This is a genomic window from Streptomyces alboflavus (assembly GCF_000716675.1).
GTDB lineage: Bacteria > Actinomycetota > Actinomycetes > Streptomycetales > Streptomycetaceae > Streptomyces > Streptomyces alboflavus.
In genome coordinates, this window is sequence record NZ_JNXT01000009.1 from 1 (window position 1) to 19940 (window position 19940).

The following is a 19940-nucleotide window of genomic DNA, read 5'->3' on the forward strand; positions in this document are numbered from 1 at the left end:
CTTGGGGGTGGGCGTGGGTTTCGGGGGATGCGTCGGCTTGGGGGGCTTCGGGGTGGGTTTCGGGGGTGTGGGCTTCGGCTTCGGCGGGGGTGTGGGCGGCGGCGTACACCCCGGGCCGCTGCCCGCGTGGACGACCCCGCCCTGACCGGTCGACGCGTGCGCGCACGCGTCGGCGGGCGCCGCTGCGGCGCCCGCCGACGCGCCGAGGAGCCAGGCCAGGGTGAGCAGCGCGAGGGCGCGCGTGACGGGGGCCGTGCGGCCCCTGGAGGATCCGGGCACGACCGAGATCATGGACCGCGCGCCCCTCGCGCGGGCGTGAGCGGGCGACCAATCGTCCGAACGTGGGAGCGGCCGTACGCGGGTTCGCGCGCCCCTGTCGCGGGCGGGCGCCGTCGCAACCGTTCCTGGGGTGCCGGAAATTTTTTTTGAGAGCGCGTTGAACGCTGCGCCCACTCCCGCCCGTACCTAGGGCCATGCGTGACGCAGCAGGCGTCGCCGGACGCTACTGGCGTCACAACAGCCAAGCACACAGCGGGAGTTGAACATGCGGCATGTATCAGGGGGTTCCCCCAGGGCCTGGCGGAGCGCCTCGCTCGTAGCGGCAGCTGCGGCCATGCTGGCGCTGACGACGGCATGCGGTCAGGAGAAAGGGGAGCAGACCCCCAAGGGGCAGAACGTGGGCAACGAGGCCCCGGTCAAGGACGGGGCGGGCGCGGGTGACGGCTACGGCTCGGACGGTGGCTACGGCGCGGACTCCGGGAGCGGCGCGAGCAAGGCGAAGGCCGCCGGACAGCTGGCCGTGTGGGACAGCAAGAAGCTCGGCAAGGTCGTCACCGACAGCGCGGGCTTCACGCTCTACCGGTTCGACAAGGACACCGCCGAGCCCCCCAAGTCCAACTGCGACGGCGCCTGCGAGACCGCGTGGCCCGTGGTGGCCGCCAAGGGCGCCAAGGCCGCCCCCGGCGTCGACAAGTCGCTGCTCGGCGAGGTCACCCGGTCCGACGGCAGCAAGCAGCTGACCATCGACGGCTGGCCGATGTACCGCTTCGCCAAGGACACCAAGCCCGGCGACGCCAAGGGCCAGGGGGTGGGCGGCACCTGGTACGCCGCCGCGCCGGACGGGAAGAAGGCCGCGCCCGCCGCCGACTCGGGCGCGGACTCCGGCGGCGACGCCGCCGAGCCCGCCGACCTGGCCGGACTCTCCACCCGCAACGACCCGAAGCTCGGCGAGATCGTCGTCGACAAGAACGGCATGACCGTCTACCGCTTCACCAAGGACTCCGCCTGGCCCATGAAGTCCGCGTGCACCGGCCCCTGCCTGGAGAAGTGGCCCGTGGTCAAGCCGGTGGCCAAGAACGACACCAAGGGCATCCTGAAGAAGGGCTTCGTCACCTTCAGCCGCCCGGACGGCCTCAAGCAGCAGACGATCGACTGCTGGCCGCTCTACACCTTCGCCGGCGACAAGAAGCCCGGCGACACCAACGGGCAGGGCGTGGGCGGCACCTGGTTCGCCGCCGCCCCCACCGGCAAGGCGGTGGGCGCGACCAAGTAGCCCACCGGCCACGGCAGCCTCCCCCCACGCCGACCGGTCCGTTCCTTCCGCACCAAAGGGAAGGAATGGACCGGTTCTTTGGGCTGTGTACGGCACTTGCCAAAGGCAGTGACCGAGAACGGACGGCCAATTTCCGTTTTGACTCGCTCCGTTGGCTGACGATCAGTAGCCTCGCCTTCGAACACCGGCTCGCCTTGACTACGCCTAAGCCTTGGAGTGTTGATGGAGCGTCCCGACTGGGCCCCGCCGGGCATCGACATCACGATGCCGAGCGTGGCCCGGATGTACGACCACTATCTGGGCGGCTCGCACAACTTCGAGGCGGACCGGGAGGCCGCGCGCAAGGCGATGGAGTTCATGCCGGGGCTCCCCAAGATCATGCAGGCGAATCGTGCCTTCATGCGCCGAGCAGTGCGTTTCTGTGTCGACGAGGGCGTCACGCAGTTCCTCGACATCGGCTCCGGGATCCCCACGTTCGGCAACGTCCACGAGGTCGCACAGCGGGCCGACAGCACCGCGCGCGTCGTCTACGTCGACCACGACCCGGTCGCCGTGGCGCACAGCCGTGCGGTTCTCGAAGGCAATGACCAGGCCGCGGCGGCCTACGCGGATCTGCGCAAACCCCGCGACATCCTGGGCAGTTCCGAGGTCGGAAGCCTCCTGGACCTCGATCGGCCGGTGGCGCTTTTACTGGTGGCCATACTCCACTTCGTCGAGGACGCGTACGATCCCTACGCGGCGGTCGCCGAACTGCGGGACGCACTGCCGTCCGGCAGCCTGATCGCTGTGACGCACGCCTCGTACGAAGGGATACCGGTCCCGCAGGAACAGGCCGACGGGACCGTCGGCGTGTACAAGGACATCCGCAATCCATTGATCATGCGATCGCGTGCCGAGATCGCGCGGTTCTTCGAGGGATACGACATGGTGGAACCCGGCCTCGTGCCGATGCCGCACTGGCGGGCCGACACGGAGCTCGCGGAGGAGGACCCCTGGTCCTTCTCCGGGTTCGCCGGCGTGGGGCGTGGGCGTTGAGCGCGGACCAGGACGGGCCGGAGGACAGACTGCGCAGGTTCGCCACGATCTGGAGCCGCGCGCTGTTCCCGGTGACCGCCACCTCGCTCACCCGCCCCGAGTTCGAGAGCCGATTGCTGCCGCTCGCCCGGCAGTTGCGGGCGGCCCTGGACGAGCGGGTCTTCCGCGCCGCCGCGAGCGAGCACGTGGGTGCGGCGCTGGTCGAGGCGCACTGCACCGAGCCGGAGGCCCTGAGCCGCACGCTCGACGTCGTCGACGCCTATCTGGTCCTGTACTGCGGCGCCGGTGCCGCAGACGAGGGGGCCGCCGCGGCCGAGACCGGTGACCGCGAGGAGCTGCGGGCCCGCTGCTCCCGGATCCAGCACGCCGTCGCCGCCGGGTTCGCCCGGGCGCTGCGCGAGCGCACCCGCGCCGAGCAGGAAGCCATATCCCGGGCGGCCCTCGACGCGCGCGGCACCGTCGCCGAGGCCCTGCACGCCAGCGAGGCGCGGTTCCGCGCGGTCTTCCACGGCGCCGCCATCGGCATCGGCATCGCCGACCTGAGGGGCACGGTCCTCGAGGTCAACGACGCCCTGATCCGCATGTTCGGCGGCCTGGAGCACCAGCTGCGCGGCCGCAACGTCGCCGAGTGGACGCACCCCGACGACTCCCCGCACATCTGGCGCCTGTACGAGGAGCTGGTGCGCGGCGACCGCGAGCACTACCGCGTCGAGAAGGCCTTCTACCGCCCCGACGGCACCGTCCTGTGGACCAATCTGACGGTGTCCCTGCTGCGCGACGCCGACGGCGTGCCGCAGTACCAGCTCGCGCTGATGGAGGACACCACCGAGCGCCGCCTGCTCAACCTGCGCCTGCGCTACGAGGCCACCCACGACGCGCTCACCGGCCTGCCCAACCGGACGCTGTTCTTCGAGCGCCTGGAGAAGGCACTCTCGGCGGGCGCGGGCGCCCGCTTCGGGCTGTGCTACCTGGACCTCGACGGCTTCAAGACCGTCAACGACAGCCTCGGGCACGCGGCGGGCGACCGCCTCCTCGTCGAGGTCGCCGACCGCCTCCAGGCCTGCGCCACCGCCCCCGGCGAGATGGTCGCGCGCCTCGGCGGCGACGAGTTCGTGGCGCTGACCACGGGCCCCGACACCGAGCACGAGGTCGACGAGCTGGCCGGGCGCATCATGAACGCCCTCGCCACCCCGATCCGCGTCGACGGGCGCGAGCTGACGGTCCGCGGCTCCATCGGCATCGTCGAGGGACCCGCGGCCGAGCGCGGCGCCGCCGAGGTCCTGCGCAGCGCCGACATCACGATGTACCGCGCCAAGCACGCGGGCGGCAACCGCTACGAGCTGGCCGACCCGGAGGCCGACGCCCGCGCCATCACCCGGCACGGTCTGACCACGGCCCTGCCGGTGGCCCTGGAGCGCGGCGAGTTCTTCATCGAGTACCAGCCGCTCGTGCACCTCGGCGACGGCAGCGTGCGCGGGGCCGAGGCGCTGGTGCGCTGGCTGCACCCGCAGCACGGCGTCATCAGCCCGGACCGCTTCATTCCGCTCGCCGAGCACACCGGCCTCATCGTGCCGCTCGGACGCTGGGTCCTGGAGCAGTCGGTGCGGCAGGCGCGCGCCTGGGAGGCGGCGACCGGAGCGGACCAGGCCCCGGGCCCGCTGCGCGTCAACGTGAACCTGTCACCCTGCCAGCTCACCCACCCCGGCCTGGTCTCCGACACCGTCGAGATCCTGGAGCGCGCGGGCCTCGCGCCCGCATCCCTGTGCCTGGAGGTCACCGAGTCCGCGCTGATCGGCGCCGACGACGACCTGCTCAAGCCGCTGCGCAGGCTCGCCGAGATGGGCGTGGACATCGCGCTCGACGACTTCGGCACGGGGTACTCCAACCTCGCGAACCTGCGGCGCCTGCCGGTGAGCATCCTCAAGCTCGACCGCGCCTTCACGCAGGGCATGCAGCACTTTCCCGCCGACCCGGTCGACCTGAAGATCATCGAGGGGATCGTGTCCCTCGCGCACAGCCTTGACCTGGCCGTCACCGTCGAGGGTGTGGAGACCGGTGCGCAGGCCGACCAGCTGCGTGAGCTGGGCTGCGACACGGCTCAGGGCTGGTACTACGCCCGGCCCGGGCCGCCGGACCGGCTGCATGAGCTGGCGCTGGCCGACGCGACGTAGTCTGGCGGGGGCGCCTTGGTCGGGGGTGGGTTTTCGTTTCCCGGAGCCGGTGCGAGGCGTGGCTTTGGCGCTGCGGGGTGCCTCCTGGTGCTGTGAGCGCGGCTGCGGGGCCGTGGTGGTTGAGCGCGCAGTTCCCCGCGCCCCTTCAGGGCCCGAGCCCGCGCCCCTCAGTCATGGGCGTTCGGGTGTCGACGGTGTCGCCGATGGTGAGGGGCTGGGGGTCTCCACGGGGGACGTGACGTTGTTCGCCCAGGTGGTCGCGAGCACCGTGGCCACGGCCGCCATCGTCGCCACGAGGACGGCGCTCAGTGGTGTGGCCAGTGACGACAGGCGGCGGAAGTTGCGGATGTGGCCCCACAGCAGGTCCGCTCGGCGCACCAGGCGTATCTCCCAGTACAGGGCGAGCCCGAGGGCCAGGACGGTGCTCTGGGCGAGCAGCAGGAACACCGACAGCGCCACCGGCCCCTGCGGCACCCGCAGCCTCGGCACGAGCAGCAGGACCTGCACCGCCGACATCACCGTCCACAGCCAACCAGCTTTGGCCACGGGCGTGTTGCCCCGCAGCCACGGATACAGATAGCCGTACACGAAGCCGTGTGCGAGCCACACGCAGGTCGGCGCGCCCGCGACGGTCACCGCCTCCGGCACCCCGCTGTAGCCCTGGGCCTGCCATGCCGTCCACACCGTCCACGGCAGCGTGAGCAGTGCGGTCGCGGCCACCGCGGTCCGGCCGTTGTGCCAGGCGGTACGGCCCCCGGAGCCGCCGAGCGCCACGCCCTTGAGCCGCGCCGTCTCGTCCGCCGCGTCCGCCGCGGTGGGTCTGCGCAGGCTCTGCCACTTGTCCTCCCAGTCGTCGGCGGGCAGGGACGTGTCGGCGAGGGTGCCGCGCGACGACGTCAGGAAGCGGTGCCTGCCCTCGGCGAACAGCAGGGCGCGGGCGAGGGAGTTGAGGACCCGGGCGTGCGCGGCGCCGGTCAGGCGGTGCAGCCGCTTCGCGTGCTCCGCGCGGGAGGGCGGAAGCAGCAGATGGGCGCCCGCCCAGGCCATGAAGAGCGCGGCGGCGGTGGTCCAGTACGGCAGCCAGGTGTCCGGGGCGCCGATCACGGTCGCGGCCGCGGCGAACAGGAGCAGGGTGACGCAGTCGCGCCGGGCACCGGGGCCGAGGCGGCGCGGTTCGATGCCGGTGGCGTAGAGGTGCGCGACCAGCACGACGACGGCCGCGCACCACATGATCTGGGCGCCGGACGCGATGGTGCGCACGCCGTAGATGAAGTCGTCGCCCGGCCACTGGCCCGCGAGCTGGGCGAAGAGGTCGCTGGTGGGCGGGCGCTGCGGCTTGCGCAGGGTCGTCCACCACGGGAGCAGCGCGGTGACGAACACCGCGCCCAGGGCGAGGCGGCCCTTCCAGCCGGGCCGGATCAGCGGCGGGAGCAGCGGGCAGGTCAGCAGGAGCAGGGCGGTGACCCAGGGCACGGGCAGCAGGAAGGCAAGGGGCCAGGAGACACCGGCGGTGCGGTCGTCGGTCGTCCAGGCGTTGGCGGCGGGCGACCACTGGAAGTCCCAGGGCAGGACCTGCAGGACGACGGAGGTGGCCACGGTCGTCCAGGCCGCCACGGCGAGCGGCGCCGCCCAGGGGCGCGCGCCGCTCCCGCACAGGCCGAGCCGCAGCGCCGCGTACACGGCGGCGGCCGCGAGGGAGGCGGTGACCAGGCAGGTCACCACCGCCGGTGTCCAGCCTCCGGAGCCCATGAGCCAGGCCATCAGGACGAGGGCCACGGCGGGAGCGGCGAGCAGGCTCAGCTCCCCTCTGCGCGGGAGGCGTCCGCCGCGCAGATGCAGGGTGACGGTGACCGCGAGCACGGGGAGCACGAACAGAACGGTGCCGAGGAGCGTGCCTTGGGTGCGGGACTCCAAGGGCAGGGGCTTGGGGATCAGCCCGTTGTGCGGATAGCTGACGGAGCCCCACAGCCAGAACAGGATCCGCCACTTGGTGGAGTACGAGTGGATGAGCAGCGCCCCGACGGCGACGAGGAGCGCGGTGATCGTGACCGCGATGGCGGCGCGGGTCCGCCGGGGGCTCGCCGCTGAGCCGCCCGGCGCGGTGAGGAAGGCCGTGAGCGCCCCGCCGGCGACGGCGAGCAGGGCGAGCAGGGACAGCAGGGCCTCGGGGCTGCTGCCGGGGCGGACCTGCCAGACCGGCGGGGCCGCGTTCTTCTTCGGTGTCGCGGGGCGCACGAACTCGGCGCTGACGAGCATCGTCCTCAGGTTCTTCGCGCGCGGCTCGGGCAGGTCGTACCGGACGGTGCGAGCCGTCTGGCGGGAGGGCTGGCCGACGACGCTGAACCCCCAGCCGGGCGGCAGGTCCATGCTCCAGCGCCACCGGCCCGGCGGGTCGGGCACCGGGCGCCCCTCGCCGTCGGGGGCCCGGGAGCTGATGTGGAAGGGAAGCTGACGGCCGGGCACGACATCGGCGAAGGTGACGCTGTACTCGGCCGTGACGGTCACGGTGTCGCGCGCGGACGCCTGGCTGATCGTGCAGCGCACGGGGTAGGCGGTGCCCTTGGCGGCGGGCTGCATCGCCAGGAGGGTGCCGTAACCGCCCGGGATGACGTTGGACACCTGGCTGAAGAGGGACGGCGAGGAGCGGAGCTGTGCGACGAGCGGGTCCGCGTCGCGCAGCCGGAGCCGGTAGCGCGCGGTGACCCGCCAGTCGTCCCCCTTCGCCCGGCTGAGGCGCACGGCGATCTCGCCGCTGCCGCCCTTGCCCGGCCGGAAGTTCGCCGCCGCCACGGGCACGCCCGCGTTGGCCGGGGGCGGGACCACCCCTTGCCTGGGCTGCGCGCGTTCGTGCAACTGCGCGGCCACCTGGCGCCGCGTCGTGTCCCCCCACTCGTCCGACGCCCACACCGCACACCCCACGACCACCGCGCACAGCAGCACCACCGCCGCCGTCCGGCGCGCGGCGACCGCCTTCTGCCCCGTCGTCGTGCCCCCGCCCGCAGCTGTTGCCATGGGCGCCCCCTCCCGCTCACGGACGGCCAGGTTAGAGCCGGGCGTACACCTGGAGGGACCCGTCGGATGGCGTGAAATACCCAGCGCACAGGGCATATTGAGGGGCGCGCATGAGAGCACGCGCCCCTTCGGGCGACCCTCGCCGGGGCGTCACGTCACGGCTACCTCGCCAGCAACATCCGTTGCAGTTCCCGCGCCGCCCGGGGCGGCGCGACATCGCTGCGGTGGGCCAGCGCGATGGTGCGGCGAAGCCGGGGCCGGGACAGCGGGGTCATGCGCAGACCGCTGCCCGCGCGCTCCGCGACCATGCGGGGCACGACGGCGACGCCGAGCCCCGCGCGCACGAAGCCGAGCACGGCGTCCATCTCGCCGCCCTCGACGGCGAATTCGGGCTCGAAGCCCTCCGCGCGGCATGCGGCGACCGTCAGTTCGCGCAGGTCGTAGCCGTGCCGGAACATCACGAGGCGCTCGCCCTGGAGGTCGGCGACGCGCGCGGACGCGCCGAGGCCGGGCGCGTCCGGCGAGGACACCACCACCAGGTCCTCGCGCAGCAGCTCCACCGTCGTCAGGGCGGGCGACGGCGTCGGCAGCGGAAGCACCACCAGGGCCAGGTCGAGGGCCCCGCGCGCGAGGTGGCGCACGAGGTCGTGGCTGCCGCCCTCCTCGATCAGGAGCTGGATGCCGGGGTGCCGGTCGTGGAAGTCGCGCAGGACCTGCGGGAGCAGCCCCGTGCAGACGCTCGGGGTGGCCCCGAGCCGCACCCGGCCCCGGCGCAGCTGCGCCAGCTCCTGCACCTCGATGCGGGCGGTGTCGGCGTCCGCGAGGATCCGGCGGGCCAGCGGGAGCAGGGCCTCGCCCGCGTCGGTGAGCGCGATGTTCCCGCGAGCCCTGCTGAACAGCTCGGCGCCCAGCTCCTTCTCCAGGGCCCGCACCTGCTGCGACAGCGACGGCTGGGAGACGTGCACCTGCTCGGCGGCCCGGGTGAAGTGCCGGGTCTCGGCGACGGCGACGAAGTAGAGGAGCTGCTGGAACTGCATGCGCACCACGATAGGCCATGCATAGGCCATGTCTATCGAGATGAGCGCAACCATCTCTTGGACTGATCGGGACCTTCGGCCGTAGCGTCTCTGACATGGCTCTGGCAACGCGGACGGACAAACGGCCGTCCCTCCCGCGCACGGTGTGGGACTCGACCGTCGGCAAGAAGACCGTGATGGCGGTGAGCGGCCTGATCATGCTGCTCTACCTGGTCGCCCACATGATCGGGAACCTGAAGATCTTCTTCGGCCCCGGTGACTTCAACCATTACGCGCACTGGCTGCGCACCCTCGGCGAGCCCGTCATGCGCTGGGAGTGGACCCTGTGGGTCGTCCGCTTCGGACTCGTCGCCGCCGTCGTCGCGCACGCCGTGTCCGCGTACCAGCTCAGCCGCCGCGACATCAAGGCGCGCCCGAGCAAGTACGTGCACAGCAAGCCGCGCTCCAGCTACGCGACCCGCACCATGCGCTGGGGCGGGATCATCCTCGGCCTGTTCATCGTCTGGCACATCCTCGACCTGACGACGGGCACCGTGCACCCGGGTGAGTACGAGCACCTGCACCCGTACCAGAACGTGATCGACACCTTCTCCACCTGGTACGGCAACGTCATCTACATCACGGCCGTGGTGGCCCTCGGCTTCCACGTCCGGCACGGGTTCTGGAGCGCCGCCCAGACCCTCGGCGTGGGCAACGCGGCCCGCGACCGCTTCCTGAAGGCCTGCGCCAACGGCCTCGCGCTGCTGCTGACCGTGGGCTTCGTCTCCGTACCCGTCGGCGTCATGACCGGAGTGGTGAGCTGACCGATGAACGACTTCACCGAATACACCACCGGAGAGCCCGTCGTCGACGCCAAGGCGCCGAAGGGCCCCGTCGCCGAGCGCTGGGACACCCGCCGCTTCGAGGCGAAGCTGGTCAACCCCGCCAACCGCCGCAAGCACACCGTGATCGTCGTCGGCACCGGCCTCGCGGGCGGCTCCGCGGGCGCGACCCTCGCCGAACAGGGCTACCACGTCGTGCAGTTCTGCTACCAGGACTCGCCGCGCCGCGCCCACTCCATCGCCGCGCAGGGCGGCATCAACGCGGCGAAGAACTACCGCAACGACGGCGACTCCGTGCACCGCCTCTTCTACGACACCGTCAAGGGCGGCGACTTCCGCGCCCGCGAGTCCAACGTGCACCGCCTCGCGCAGATCTCCGTCAACATCATCGACCAGTGCGTGGCGCAGGGCGTGCCGTTCGCCCGCGAGTACGGCGGCCTGCTCGACACCCGCTCCTTCGGCGGCGTCCAGGTGTCCCGCACGTTCTACGCCCGCGGCCAGACGGGCCAGCAGCTCCTCCTCGGCGCGTACCAGGCCCTCTCGAAGGAGATCGCCGCGGGGAACGTCGAGATGCACCCGCGCACCGAGATGCTCGACGTGATCGTCGTCGACGGACGGGCGCGCGGCATCGTCGCCCGCGACCTGATCACCGGCAAGATCGACACGTACTTCGCGGACGCCGTCGTCCTCGCGTCGGGCGGCTACGGCAACGTCTTCTACCTGTCGACGAACGCCATGAACTCCAACGCGACGGCCGTGTGGCGGGCCCACCGCCGCGGCGCGTACTTCGCCAACCCCTGCTTCACGCAGATCCACCCCACCTGCATCCCGCGCACCGGCGACCACCAGTCCAAGCTCACCCTGATGAGTGAGTCGCTGCGCAACGACGGCCGCATCTGGGTGCCGAAGGCCAAGGGCGACAAGCGTCCGGCCAACGAGATCCCCGAGGACGAGCGCGACTACTACCTGGAGCGCATCTACCCCTCCTTCGGCAACCTCGTGCCGCGCGACATCGCGTCCCGCGCCGCGAAGAACGTCTGCGACGAGGGCAGGGGAGTGGGCCCCGGCGGCCAGGGCGTCTACCTGGACTTCGCCGACGCGATCCGGCGCATGGGCCGGGGGGCGGTCGAGGAGAAGTACGGCAACCTCTTCGACATGTACGAGCGCATCACCGCGGAGAACCCGTACGAGGTGCCGATGCGGATCTACCCGGCCGTGCACTACACGATGGGCGGACTCTGGGTCGACTACGACCTCCAGACCACCGTCCCCGGCCTGTTCGCGATCGGCGAGGCCAACTTCTCCGACCACGGCGCGAACCGCCTCGGTGCCTCCGCCCTGATGCAGGGCCTGGCCGACGGCTACTTCGTCCTGCCCTCCACCATCAACGACTACCTCGCGCGCAACCCCCACAAGGACGAGGTCGACGCGGAACACCCGGCCGTCCGCGAGGTCCTCGCCGAGACCGAGGACCGTCTGAACCTCCTCCTCGCCGTCGACGGCGACCGCACCCCGGACTCCTTCCACCGTGAACTCGGCGAGCTGATGTGGGAGTTCTGCGGCATGGCCCGCACGGACTCGGGGCTGCGCAAGGCCCTGGAGCGCATCCCGCAGATCCGCGAGGAGTTCTGGCGCCGCATCAAGGTGCCCGGCTCCGGCGAGGAGTTCAACCAGTCCCTGGAGAAGGCCAACCGCATCGTCGACTACCTGGAGCTCGCCGAGCTGATGTGCCTCGACGCGCTGCACCGCGCCGAGTCCTGCGGCGGCCACTTCCGCGAGGAGTCCCAGACCCCGGACGGCGAGGCCGAACGCCGGGACGAGGAGTTCTCGTACGCGGCGGCCTGGGAGTTCTCCGGCACCGGCACCGCACCCGTCCTGCACAAGGAAGACCTCGTCTTCGAGTACGTCCACCCCACTCAGCGGAGCTACGCATGAAGCTCACCCTGCGCGTCTGGCGCCAGAAGAACGCCGACGCCGAAGGCGCGATGTCCACGTACGAAGTGGACGGAATCTCCTCGGACATGTCCTTCCTGGAGATGCTCGACACCCTCAACGAAGAGCTCATCGTCAAGGGCGAGGAGCCGGTCGCGTTCGACCACGACTGCCGTGAGGGCATCTGCGGCGCCTGCTCGCTCGTCATCAACGGCGACGCGCACGGCCCCGAGCGCACCACGACCTGCCAGCTGCACATGCGGTCCTTCGACGACGGCGACACCATCGACATCGAGCCGTGGCGGGCGGCCGCCTTCCCGGTCATCAAGGACCTGGTCGTCGACCGCTCCGCCTTCGACCGCATCATCCAGTCCGGCGGCTACATCAGCGCCCCCACCGGCGCCGCCCCGGAGGCCCACGCGACCCCGGTGCCGAAGCCGGACGCCGACTTCGCCTTCGAGCACGCCGAGTGCATCGGCTGCGGCGCCTGCGTCGCGGCCTGCCCCAACGGCTCCGCGATGCTCTTCACCTCGGCGAAGGTGAACCATCTGAACGTGCTGCCGCAGGGCGCCCCCGAGCGCGAGACCCGCGTCCTCGACATGGTCGCGCAGATGGACTCCGAGGGCTTCGGCGGCTGCACCCTCACCGGCGAGTGCGCGACGGCCTGCCCGAAGGGCATCCCGCTGCCGTCGATCGCGGCGATGAACAAGGAGTGGCTGCGGGCCGCGCGCAAGGGGCGTCGCTGAGCGCTATGGGGGGGGTCGCCGTTCGTCATCTGCGGGTGCGTCGGGGCTGGTCGCGCAGTTCCCCGCGCCCCTGCGGGCGCGGGTTCCTCAGCGGCGGGGCCGTAGATCCGCCCCGTACGCCGTCTTGTAGTCAGGCACCACGAGCCGCGAGCCGGGGCTCACGGCACGGACCTGGGTGAGGAAGTCGTCCAGGTCCGTGCCGACCTTCCGGGGCGGCTCGGCCAGCGGCCGCTCGAAGTCGTCCCAGTGCACGGGCACGATCACGCCGGGCCGCGCCAGCGCGTCGAGCAGGCGCGGCACATAGCGGTACGTCGACTCGGTCGACGCCACCGCGAGCATCGCCACATCCGGGGCGAGCCCTGCGAAGGACCGCTCGTCGAAGTCGCTCGCCCCCATGAACAGCGCCGACGGCGCGCCGTCCGGCGTCACCTTGAACGCCAGCGTGTCGCCCTCCGGCAGGTCCGCGACCGTCCGGGGCGCCGTCGCGGGCGGCGCGGTCAGGGTGCCGGGCGCGAAGTAGGAGTACGCGGCGTTGCGGCTGTGCCGCGAACTCGCCACCTCCACCACGTACCCGTCGAAGTCGAGCACCTCGCCGCCCTTCACGACGACGAGTTGCGCCGCGTCCACGCCGAAGGACCGCAGCACGTGGTACGTCGTCTCGGTCCCGATGACCCGCGCACCCGTCGCCTTCGCGAGGAACGGCACGTCGTTGAGGTGGTCCCAGTGGGTGTGCGTGACACAGATGACCTCCGGTGTGCCCGCGTGCCTGCGGACCAGCGGCTTGTCGGTGCGCAGGCGCGTGGTGGGGTCGAAGGCGCCGGTGAACAGGCCGGTGCGGAAGCGGGTGACATAGGGGTCGACGAGCACGGTCGCCGTCTCCCCTTGCCCCCGCTTCCCCCGCCGTATGTCCGCCCGCCATCCCGAGGTGCCGAGCCAGCGGTACGTGACGGAGTCCGCGGCGCGCGTACGGCTGGCCGCCGGTTCGGTGTCGGCGGCCGCGGTGCCCGCGAGCATCGGTGCGGCCGCTCCGAGGGCGGCGCCTCGAAGGAGGGTGCGGCGGGCGGGGGTTGTGGTTCTCCCGTGGGTGGTCATGGCGGCAGCGAAGCAGGTGACGTGGCGTCATGTCCAAGATGGGATCGATCGGGGATCGATATGGTTTCGGCTATCGCGGCAGGTCGGGTGGGGGAGGTGTCCTGCCGGAGGCTCCCCAATCCCGCCCCTTCCCGAAACTGGGGGCGCTGCCCCCAGACCCCCGCTCCTCAAACGCCGGAGGGGCTAGATTTTTCGCCGGTGCGGCAAGGTTTTAGCCCGTCCGGCGTTTGAGGACGAGGCGCGGAGCGCCGATAACGGGGTCTGGGGCGGAGCCCCAGTTTCGGGAAGGGGCGGGACTGGGGAGCCCCGCGAGGGCCTACCGCCCCAACGCCCGCGCCAGATAAGGCCCCGTCCGGCTGCCGGCGACCCGGGCCACGTCGGCGGGCGGCCCCGCGGCCACCACCCGCCCCCCGTCGGCCCCGCCCCCGGGCCCGAGGTCCACCACCCAGTCCGCCCCGGCCACGACAGCCATGTCGTGCTCGACGACGACCACGGAGTTCCCCCCGTCGACCAACTCGTGCAACTGCCCCACCAGGACCTCGACATCCGCCGGGTGCAGCCCGGCGGTGGGCTCGTCCAGGAGGTAGAGGGTGTGCCCACGCCGCACCCGCTGCAACTCACTGGCCAGCTTGATCCGTTGTGCCTCCCCGCCGGACAGCTCGGTCGCGGGCTGCCCGAGCCGCAGATAGCCGAGCCCGACGTCGAGGAGCGCGCGCAGGCTGCGCAGCACGGCGGGGGTGTCGGCGAAGAAGTCGGCGGCGGCCTCGACGGTGAGGTCGAGGACGTCCGCGACGGTGAGCCCGGCGTGGGTGACCTGAAGGGTCTCGGGGTTGTAGCGGGCGCCCCCGCAGTCCGGGCAGGGGGCGTACGTGCTGGGCAGGAAGAGCAGCTCCACGCTGACGAACCCCTCGCCCTGGCACGTCTCGCAGCGCCCGCCCGCCACGTTGAAGGAGAACCGGCCCACGCCGTAGCCGCGCGCCCGCGCCTCGTCCGTCTCGGCGAACACCTTGCGGACGACGTCGAACAGACCGGTGTAGGTGGCGAGGTTGGAGCGCGGTGTGCGCCCGATCGGCTTCTGGTCGACGCAGACGAGGCGGTCCACCCCGGGGAGGTCCGCCGAACTCTCGGCGAGCTCCCCGATGAGCGTGGACTTGCCGGACCCGGAGACCCCCGTCACGGCGGTGAACGCGCCGAGCGGGAACTCCGCGGTGACGTCCCGCAGGTTGTGCCGCGTCACCGGACCCACCTTCAACCAGCCGTGCGGCTCCCGCACCTGACGTACCGTCATCGGTGTCCGGTCGAAGAGGAAGCGGGCCGTCGCCGACTCCGCGACCGCCTCCAGGTCCGCCACCGGACCGCTGTGCAGCACCTGCCCGCCGTGCTCGCCCGCGCGCGGGCCCACGTCGACGAGCCAGTCGGCGTGCCGCATCACGTCCAGGTGGTGCTCGACGACGAACACGGAGTTGCCCGCGGCCTTCAGTCGGTCGAGGACGGTGAGCAGGGACTCCGTGTCGGCGGGGTGCAGTCCGGCGGACGGCTCGTCGAGGACGTACACGACGCCGAAGAGGCCGGAGCGCAACTGTGTGGCCAGGCGCAGGCGTTGCAGTTCGCCCGCCGAGAGGGTGGGGGTGGCGCGGTCGGGGGAGAGGTAGCCGAGGCCCAGCTCGGTGATGGTGGCGATGCGGGCGAGCAGGTCGGCGGTCAGGACTTCCGCCGTCTCCGCTCCGGCCGCACCCGAGCCCGAACCGGCGGCATCCTCGAGGCGCGTGGCCAGTTCGGCGAGGGGCAGCGCGGACAGCTCCGCGATGGTGCGGCCCGCGAACGTGACCGCGAGCGCCTCGGGCCGCAGCCTGCTGCCGCCGCACGCCGGGCACGGCTCGCTGGCGAGGAAACGCTCGGCCTTCGTGCGCAGCGTCGGGCTCTTGGAGTCGGAGAACGTCTTCATGACGTAGCGCCGTGCGCTCATGTAGGTGCCCTGGTACGGGCGTTGGATGCGGCCCGCGTCACGCACCGGATGGACCGTCACGACCGGCTGTTCGTCGGTGAACAGGATCCAGTCCCGGTCGGCCTGCGGCAGCTCGCGCCACGGCCGGTCCACGTCGTGCCCGAGGGTGTCGAGGACGTCCCGCAGGTTCTTGCCCTGCCAGGCGCCGGGCCAGGCGGCGATGGCGCCCTCGCGGATGGACAGCGAGGGGTCGGGGACGAGCAGCTCCTCGGTCGTGCGGTGCACCTTGCCGAGGCCGTGGCACTTCGGACAGGCCCCGGCCGCGGTGTTCGGCGAGAACGCGTCGGAGTCGAGGCGCTCGGCACCCTCCGGGTAGTCGCCCGCGCGCGAGAACAGCATCCGCAGGGAATTGGAGAGCGTCGTCACCGTGCCCACCGACGAGCGGGAGGTCGGCGCCGCACGGCGCTGCTGGAGCGACACCGCGGGCGGCAGGCCGGTGATCTCCCCGACTTTCGGCGCGCCCACCTGGTGGATCAGCCGGCGCGCGTACGGGGCGACCGACTCGAAGTAGCGCCGCTGGGCCTCCGCGTAGATCGTCCCGAAGGCCAGCGAGGACTTCCCGGAGCCGGAGACGCCGGTGAACACGGCGAGGACGTCGCGCGGGACGTCCACGTCGACACCGCGCAGATTGTGCTCGCGGGCACCCCGGACCCGGACGAAGGGGTCGTGCTCGTGGGCGGGGCGGCTGTGCATGGGCGGGCTCCGTACCGGGCTCGGGGGCAAACCCCACGATTCTAGGCCGGGGCCCGATCCGCACCCCGGGGCGTCCGGGCCGGGCCTCAGGCGCCCTCGGGGGCTCGCAGCCCGGCGATCCGGGCGAGCCGCCGGAACGACTCCCTGAGGCCCTCGCGGTCGTACGTGCTCGTGGTGACCAGGACCTCCTGGGCGCCGCTCTCCTTGAGCAGCGTCTTAAGATCCGCGGCTACCTCGTCCTCGGTGCCGTGGATGTGCCCGCGCAACCCCGACTCGTAGAAGCCGCGCTCCTTCTCCGTCATCGCGCCCGTCGCCGCGCGCTCCTCGACGCTCTCGGCGGACGGCAGCGGCGGGAACGTGCCGTGCGTGCGGGAGTACGCCAGCGACCAGGCCTCGGGGACGAGTAGACGGCGGGCCGCCTCCTTCGACTCCGCGACGGCGATCGTGCCCGAGATGACCACGTACGGCTCGGCGGACCAGATGGAGGGCCGGAACGCGGCGCGGTAGCGGTCGACGGCGGCGAGCATCTTCTCGCGGCCCCTGATGTCGCCGACGACCATCGGCAGCCCCGCCTCCGCGGCGATCCTGGCGCCCTCGCCGATCGCGAGGACGTACGGCGGGACGCGCATCCCCTCGGCCGGGCGCGCGTGCACGCCCGTGTCCGAGGTGCCGTGGAACCAGCCGAGGAGTTCGGTGAGGTGCTCCGCGAAGTCGTCCGCGTCGTGCTTGTCGCGGCCGAGCGCCCTGCGCACCCCGTCCGTGAACCCCACCGAACGGCCGAGCCCCATGTCGATCCGCCCCGGGAAGAGCGCTTCGAGGACGCCGAACTGCTCGGCCACCACCAGCGGCTGATGGTTCGGCAGCATCACGCCGCCGGTGCCCACGCGGATCGTCCGCGTGGCACCGGCGACGGCCGCCGCGAGCACCGTCGGCGCGGAACCGGCGACTCCGGGCACGCCGTGGTGCTCGGACACCCAGAAGCGGTGGTAGCCGAGCGCCTCCAGCTCCTGGGCGAGGGCGACGGTGTCCCGCAGGGGCTCCGCGGAGTCGTGTCCCTCACGGGTGCGGGAGCGGTCGAGGACGGAGAACCGCACCCCCTCGGTGCGGGAGGCCGCTGTCCGCGGCAGGTCGCTCTGCTGTTGCTCTCGCACGGCTGCTCCGGGGGAGTGGGATCCGGCTGTCACCCGGCTGATCTCCGCTGCAGCTTCCATGATCCGTCAGGCGTGCGGGGCGGGCAAAGTGATTCTGATCTCCGCGACGGCGGCCTGTCAGCGGCGGCCCAGCAGGTCGGTGACCCGGATGAACCCGTCGGCGCCGTGGCCCTGCCCGATGGCGCGGCGGGCCAGGCCCTCGGCGGCACGCATCACGCCCGCGTCGATGCCGTGGGCCTCGGACGTGTGGACGATGTGGGCCATGGACGAGGCGACCGACGTGAGGGGGGTGCCCTCGGCGGAGGCCGTGCCCGCGTCCACCTCCGCCGCGAGCCCCTCGAAGATGGGCGGGAGGATGTCGCCGATGCCCTTGGCGAACGGCGCAAGATCGCCCGCGGTGATCCCCTCGGCCCGCGCCACGGTCACGGCGTGGGCATAGCCCGCCATGGCCGTCCAGAAGATGTCGAGCAGCGCGATGTCGTAGGCCGCGGCCCGGCCGATCTCCTCGCCGAGGTGGGTGTGGGTGCCGCCCAGGGCCTCCAGGACGGGCCGGTGCTCGCCGTAGAGGTCCTGCGGGCCGCTGTGGATGAACACCCCGGCCGGAGTGCCGATGGTCGGCGTCGGCGTCATGATCGCGCCGTCCAGATAGCGCACGCCGTGCTCGGCCGCCCAGGCCGCCGCGTCCCGCGCCCGGTCCGGCGTGTCCGCGGTCAGGTTGACCACCGTGCGGCCCTTGAGCGCGGCGGTGACCTCCTCGTGCCGCAACACGGCGTCCACCGCGTCGTAGTTCACCACGCAGACCACCGTCAGGTCGCTCGCGGCAACCGCCTCCGCCACCGTCCCCGCGCTCACCGCGCCCCGCGCGACCAGCTCTTCGTCCCGGCCCGGCGTCCGGTTCCAGACCGTGGTGCGCACCCCGGCGTCGAGGAACGCGCCCGCCAGGGCCCGACCCATCGGTCCCAGACCGATCACGGTGACGGCAGACTGTTCCGTGGATGTGGAAGTAGAAGTGGATGTGGATGTGGATACGGGCATGGCTCGACTCCATAGATGATTGACATGACGACAGATGTAGTGAGGGGCGAGGGGGAGAAGATGACGCGCAGTCGTGCTCAGGATCCGGACGTGTGCGGGGTGACCGCCGCGATCGCTGTGATCGACGGGAAGTGGAAGACCGCCCTGCTGTGGCTCCTCGAATCCGGGCCGCAACGCCCCGGTGCACTGCGTCGGCAACTGCCGGGCCTCAGCGAGAAGGTGCTGACGCAGGCGCTGCGCGAGATGGAGAGCGACGGCCTGGTGCACCGGGAGGTGCACGACACGCTTCCGCTCAAGACCCTCTACTCCCTGACCGTGTTCGGCCGGGAACTCTCCGAGGCGCTGGGTCCCGTCTCCGACTGGGGCCACCGCCGCCTGAGCAGGCTCACCGACGTCCAGTCGGCTTCCTGACACAGCACACGACCACCCCGCTTCCCGTCCCGGATCCGGTGGCCCCGCGGCCGCCCCACATCAGGATCACCCGAGCGCCGGACACCGCCAAGTACCCACAAAAAAGTGGGTACGGCGGGCGCTCAGGCCGGCTCGGCCATCAGCCGGTGGCAGGCGTCGACCAGCGGATGGGCGTCGTGGGGCCGCCCCGCCCGCTCCAGGCCCACGAGGGTCACCGAGGTGTCCACGAGCGTGCGGCACCGCTCCGCGCGCCGCCTCACGAACGCCCCGAGACCCGCCGCGGTCGACTCGTGCCGCTCCAGTTCCTCGGCGAGCAGCAAGCCGTCCTCGACAGCGAGGGCCGCGCCGCTGGCCATCTGCGGCGCGGGCGCGTGCGCGGCGTCCCCGATGACCACGCCGTTGCCCCGGTTCCACGGGCCTTTCAGGCACCCCGTCAGCACGGGGCGGCGTACCACCGCATCCGCACCGGACACCGCAGGGCGGATCTCCCGTACCCGGGCGGCGAAGGGAGCGAGCAACTCCCGCAGGCGGGCGGCGAGTTCATGCTCGGGCAGGACGTTCCGCGCCACGCCGTTCTCCGTGAGGAACACATACGCCTGGCTGTCCGAGACGGGCACGAGGCCCGCCGAGTCCGGCTTCCCGGCGAAGTGGTGGATCCCGGTGAGCCACGAGGGGCGGGGCACCAGCGCCCGCCAGACCATCTGCCCCTGATAGCCGACCGGGCTCTCGAAGCCCAGCAGCCGCCGCACCGTCGAGCGGATCCCGTCCGCGCCGACCAGCAGCTCGACCTGACGCACCGTCCCGTCCGACAGCCGCACCCGGACGAGCCCTCCGTCCTGCTCCACCGCCATGACAGTCAGCCCGTGCCGCACCACGACGCCGCACCGCTCGGCCTCCGCGCGCAGGACGCGGTGCAGCAGCGGGCGTGCGATCCCCGCCATCGCCGGTCGCCGCGCACCGATGAGGCGCGGCAACGGGACCTCGCCCGCGGGTTCGCCGTCCACCTCCACGTGCGTGATGACGCTCATGCCGTACGCCTCGGCCAGACACGCGTCCGCGAGGCCCAGCGCGTCCAGCGCGCGCAGCGCGGGACCCGTCAGGCAGAGCCCCCAGCCGGACGTCGAATCCGACGGGCCGAGCTCGGCGATCTCCACCTGCCAGCCCTTGCGTGCCAGGGCCGTGGCCGCCGTCAGACCGGCGACGCCCGCACCTACGATCACGGCTGTCCGTGCACCGCGAGAACTCTC

14 protein-coding genes and 1 pseudogene are annotated in these 19940 nt (G+C 72.2%); 7 read left to right on the forward strand and 8 right to left on the reverse strand.

Annotation, left to right across the window (positions count from 1 at the left end; genetic code table 11):
- Positions 1-279 (reverse strand): annotated as a pseudogene (locus OO63_RS46295) (hypothetical protein); the annotation flags it as partial.
- A gap of 265 nt (positions 280-544) precedes the next feature.
- Here OO63_RS46295 and OO63_RS09220 point away from each other — a divergent pair.
- The 3 genes from OO63_RS09220 to OO63_RS09230 all read left to right on the forward strand — a co-directional run bounded on the left by OO63_RS09220 (position 545) and on the right by OO63_RS09230 (position 4758).
- Positions 545-1552 (forward strand): SCO0930 family lipoprotein, encoded by a 1008-nt coding sequence (locus OO63_RS09220; RefSeq protein ID WP_030362547.1) that lies wholly within the window; start codon positions 545-547, stop codon positions 1550-1552.
- 222 nt (positions 1553-1774) lie between these two features.
- Complete coding sequence (locus OO63_RS09225) at positions 1775-2587, forward strand: SAM-dependent methyltransferase (RefSeq protein ID WP_030362548.1); 813 nt, start codon at positions 1775-1777, stop codon at positions 2585-2587.
- Positions 2584-4758, forward strand: coding sequence for a putative bifunctional diguanylate cyclase/phosphodiesterase (locus OO63_RS09230; RefSeq protein ID WP_033263977.1), 2175 nt, complete (start codon positions 2584-2586; stop codon positions 4756-4758). Before OO63_RS09225 ends, OO63_RS09230 begins: the two co-directional genes overlap by 4 nt.
- A 171-nt stretch (positions 4759-4929) precedes the next feature.
- Here the strand turns inward: OO63_RS09230 and OO63_RS09235 are convergent, their stop codons facing one another.
- On the reverse strand, positions 4930-7770 hold the full coding sequence (locus OO63_RS09235) for a hypothetical protein (RefSeq protein ID WP_030362549.1): 2841 nt from the start codon (positions 7768-7770) through the stop codon (positions 4930-4932).
- Positions 7771-7931: 161 nt separating this feature from the next.
- Positions 7932-8807 carry a LysR family transcriptional regulator gene (locus tag OO63_RS09240; RefSeq protein ID WP_030362550.1) on the reverse strand — a complete coding sequence of 292 codons (876 nt, stop codon included), beginning with the start codon at positions 8805-8807 and terminating at the stop codon, positions 7932-7934.
- 95 nt (positions 8808-8902) lie between these two features.
- Between OO63_RS09240 and OO63_RS09245 the strand changes: the two genes are divergently transcribed.
- Genes OO63_RS09245 through OO63_RS09255 form a run of 3 tightly spaced genes read left to right on the forward strand, consistent with a single transcriptional unit; the run spans position 8903 to position 12306 of the window.
- Positions 8903-9610: a succinate dehydrogenase gene (locus OO63_RS09245; protein ID WP_051810692.1), complete on the forward strand. Its 708-nt coding sequence runs from the start codon at positions 8903-8905 to the stop codon at positions 9608-9610.
- A 3-nt stretch (positions 9611-9613) separates the two neighbouring features.
- Positions 9614-11563 (forward strand): fumarate reductase/succinate dehydrogenase flavoprotein subunit, encoded by a 1950-nt coding sequence (locus OO63_RS09250; RefSeq protein WP_030362552.1) that lies wholly within the window; start codon positions 9614-9616, stop codon positions 11561-11563.
- Positions 11560-12306 (forward strand): succinate dehydrogenase/fumarate reductase iron-sulfur subunit, encoded by a 747-nt coding sequence (locus OO63_RS09255; RefSeq protein ID WP_030362553.1) that lies wholly within the window; start codon positions 11560-11562, stop codon positions 12304-12306. Before OO63_RS09250 ends, OO63_RS09255 begins: the two co-directional genes overlap by 4 nt.
- Before the next feature lie 87 nt (positions 12307-12393).
- On the opposite strand, the gene OO63_RS09260 is transcribed toward OO63_RS09255, so the two are convergent.
- From OO63_RS09260 to OO63_RS09275, 4 genes are all read right to left on the reverse strand, one after another.
- Positions 12394-13398 carry an MBL fold metallo-hydrolase gene (locus OO63_RS09260; RefSeq protein ID WP_030362554.1) on the reverse strand — a complete coding sequence of 335 codons (1005 nt, stop codon included), beginning with the start codon at positions 13396-13398 and terminating at the stop codon, positions 12394-12396.
- Positions 13399-13714: 316 nt separating this feature from the next.
- Positions 13715-16096: an excinuclease ABC subunit UvrA gene (locus tag OO63_RS09265; RefSeq protein ID WP_030362555.1), complete on the reverse strand. Its 2382-nt coding sequence runs from the start codon at positions 16094-16096 to the stop codon at positions 13715-13717.
- 86 nt (positions 16097-16182) lie between these two features.
- Positions 16183-17247 (reverse strand): LLM class flavin-dependent oxidoreductase, encoded by a 1065-nt coding sequence (locus OO63_RS09270; protein WP_234311401.1) that lies wholly within the window; start codon positions 17245-17247, stop codon positions 16183-16185.
- 117 nt (positions 17248-17364) lie between these two features.
- Entirely contained in the window at positions 17365-18282 is a 918-nt protein-coding gene (locus OO63_RS09275) for an NAD(P)-dependent oxidoreductase (RefSeq protein WP_030362557.1), read from the reverse strand.
- A gap of 60 nt (positions 18283-18342) precedes the next feature.
- Here OO63_RS09275 and OO63_RS09280 point away from each other — a divergent pair, with 60 nt between their 5' ends.
- Positions 18343-18693 (forward strand): winged helix-turn-helix transcriptional regulator, encoded by a 351-nt coding sequence (locus OO63_RS09280; protein WP_030362558.1) that lies wholly within the window; start codon positions 18343-18345, stop codon positions 18691-18693.
- A 122-nt stretch (positions 18694-18815) separates the two neighbouring features.
- Here OO63_RS09280 and OO63_RS09285 read toward each other — a convergent pair whose 3' ends face one another.
- A complete protein-coding gene (locus tag OO63_RS09285; protein ID WP_078619053.1) occupies positions 18816-19913 on the reverse strand; it encodes an FAD-dependent monooxygenase in 1098 nt (365 codons plus the stop codon).
- Between the last annotated feature and the right edge of the window lie 27 nt (positions 19914-19940).

Bases quoted from the DNA above. Each gene is read 5' to 3' on its own strand.
- OO63_RS09220 (WP_030362547.1), top strand. From the start codon at position 545: ATGCGGCATGTATCAGGGGGTTCCCCCAGGGCCTGGCGGAGCGCCTCG.
- OO63_RS09225 (WP_030362548.1), top strand. From the start codon at position 1,775: ATGGAGCGTCCCGACTGGGCCCCGCCGGGCATCGACATCACGATGCCG.
- OO63_RS09235 (WP_030362549.1), bottom strand. From the start codon at position 7,770: ATGGCAACAGCTGCGGGCGGGGGCACGACGACGGGGCAGAAGGCGGTC.
- OO63_RS09240 (WP_030362550.1), bottom strand. From the start codon at position 8,807: ATGCAGTTCCAGCAGCTCCTCTACTTCGTCGCCGTCGCCGAGACCCGG.
- OO63_RS09245 (WP_051810692.1), top strand. From the start codon at position 8,903: ATGGCTCTGGCAACGCGGACGGACAAACGGCCGTCCCTCCCGCGCACG.
- OO63_RS09250 (WP_030362552.1), top strand. From the start codon at position 9,614: ATGAACGACTTCACCGAATACACCACCGGAGAGCCCGTCGTCGACGCC.
- OO63_RS09255 (WP_030362553.1), top strand. From the start codon at position 11,560: ATGAAGCTCACCCTGCGCGTCTGGCGCCAGAAGAACGCCGACGCCGAA.
- OO63_RS09260 (WP_030362554.1), bottom strand. From the start codon at position 13,398: ATGACCACCCACGGGAGAACCACAACCCCCGCCCGCCGCACCCTCCTT.
- OO63_RS09265 (WP_030362555.1), bottom strand. From the start codon at position 16,096: ATGCACAGCCGCCCCGCCCACGAGCACGACCCCTTCGTCCGGGTCCGG.
- OO63_RS09275 (WP_030362557.1), bottom strand. From the start codon at position 18,282: ATGCCCGTATCCACATCCACATCCACTTCTACTTCCACATCCACGGAA.
- OO63_RS09280 (WP_030362558.1), top strand. From the start codon at position 18,343: ATGACGCGCAGTCGTGCTCAGGATCCGGACGTGTGCGGGGTGACCGCC.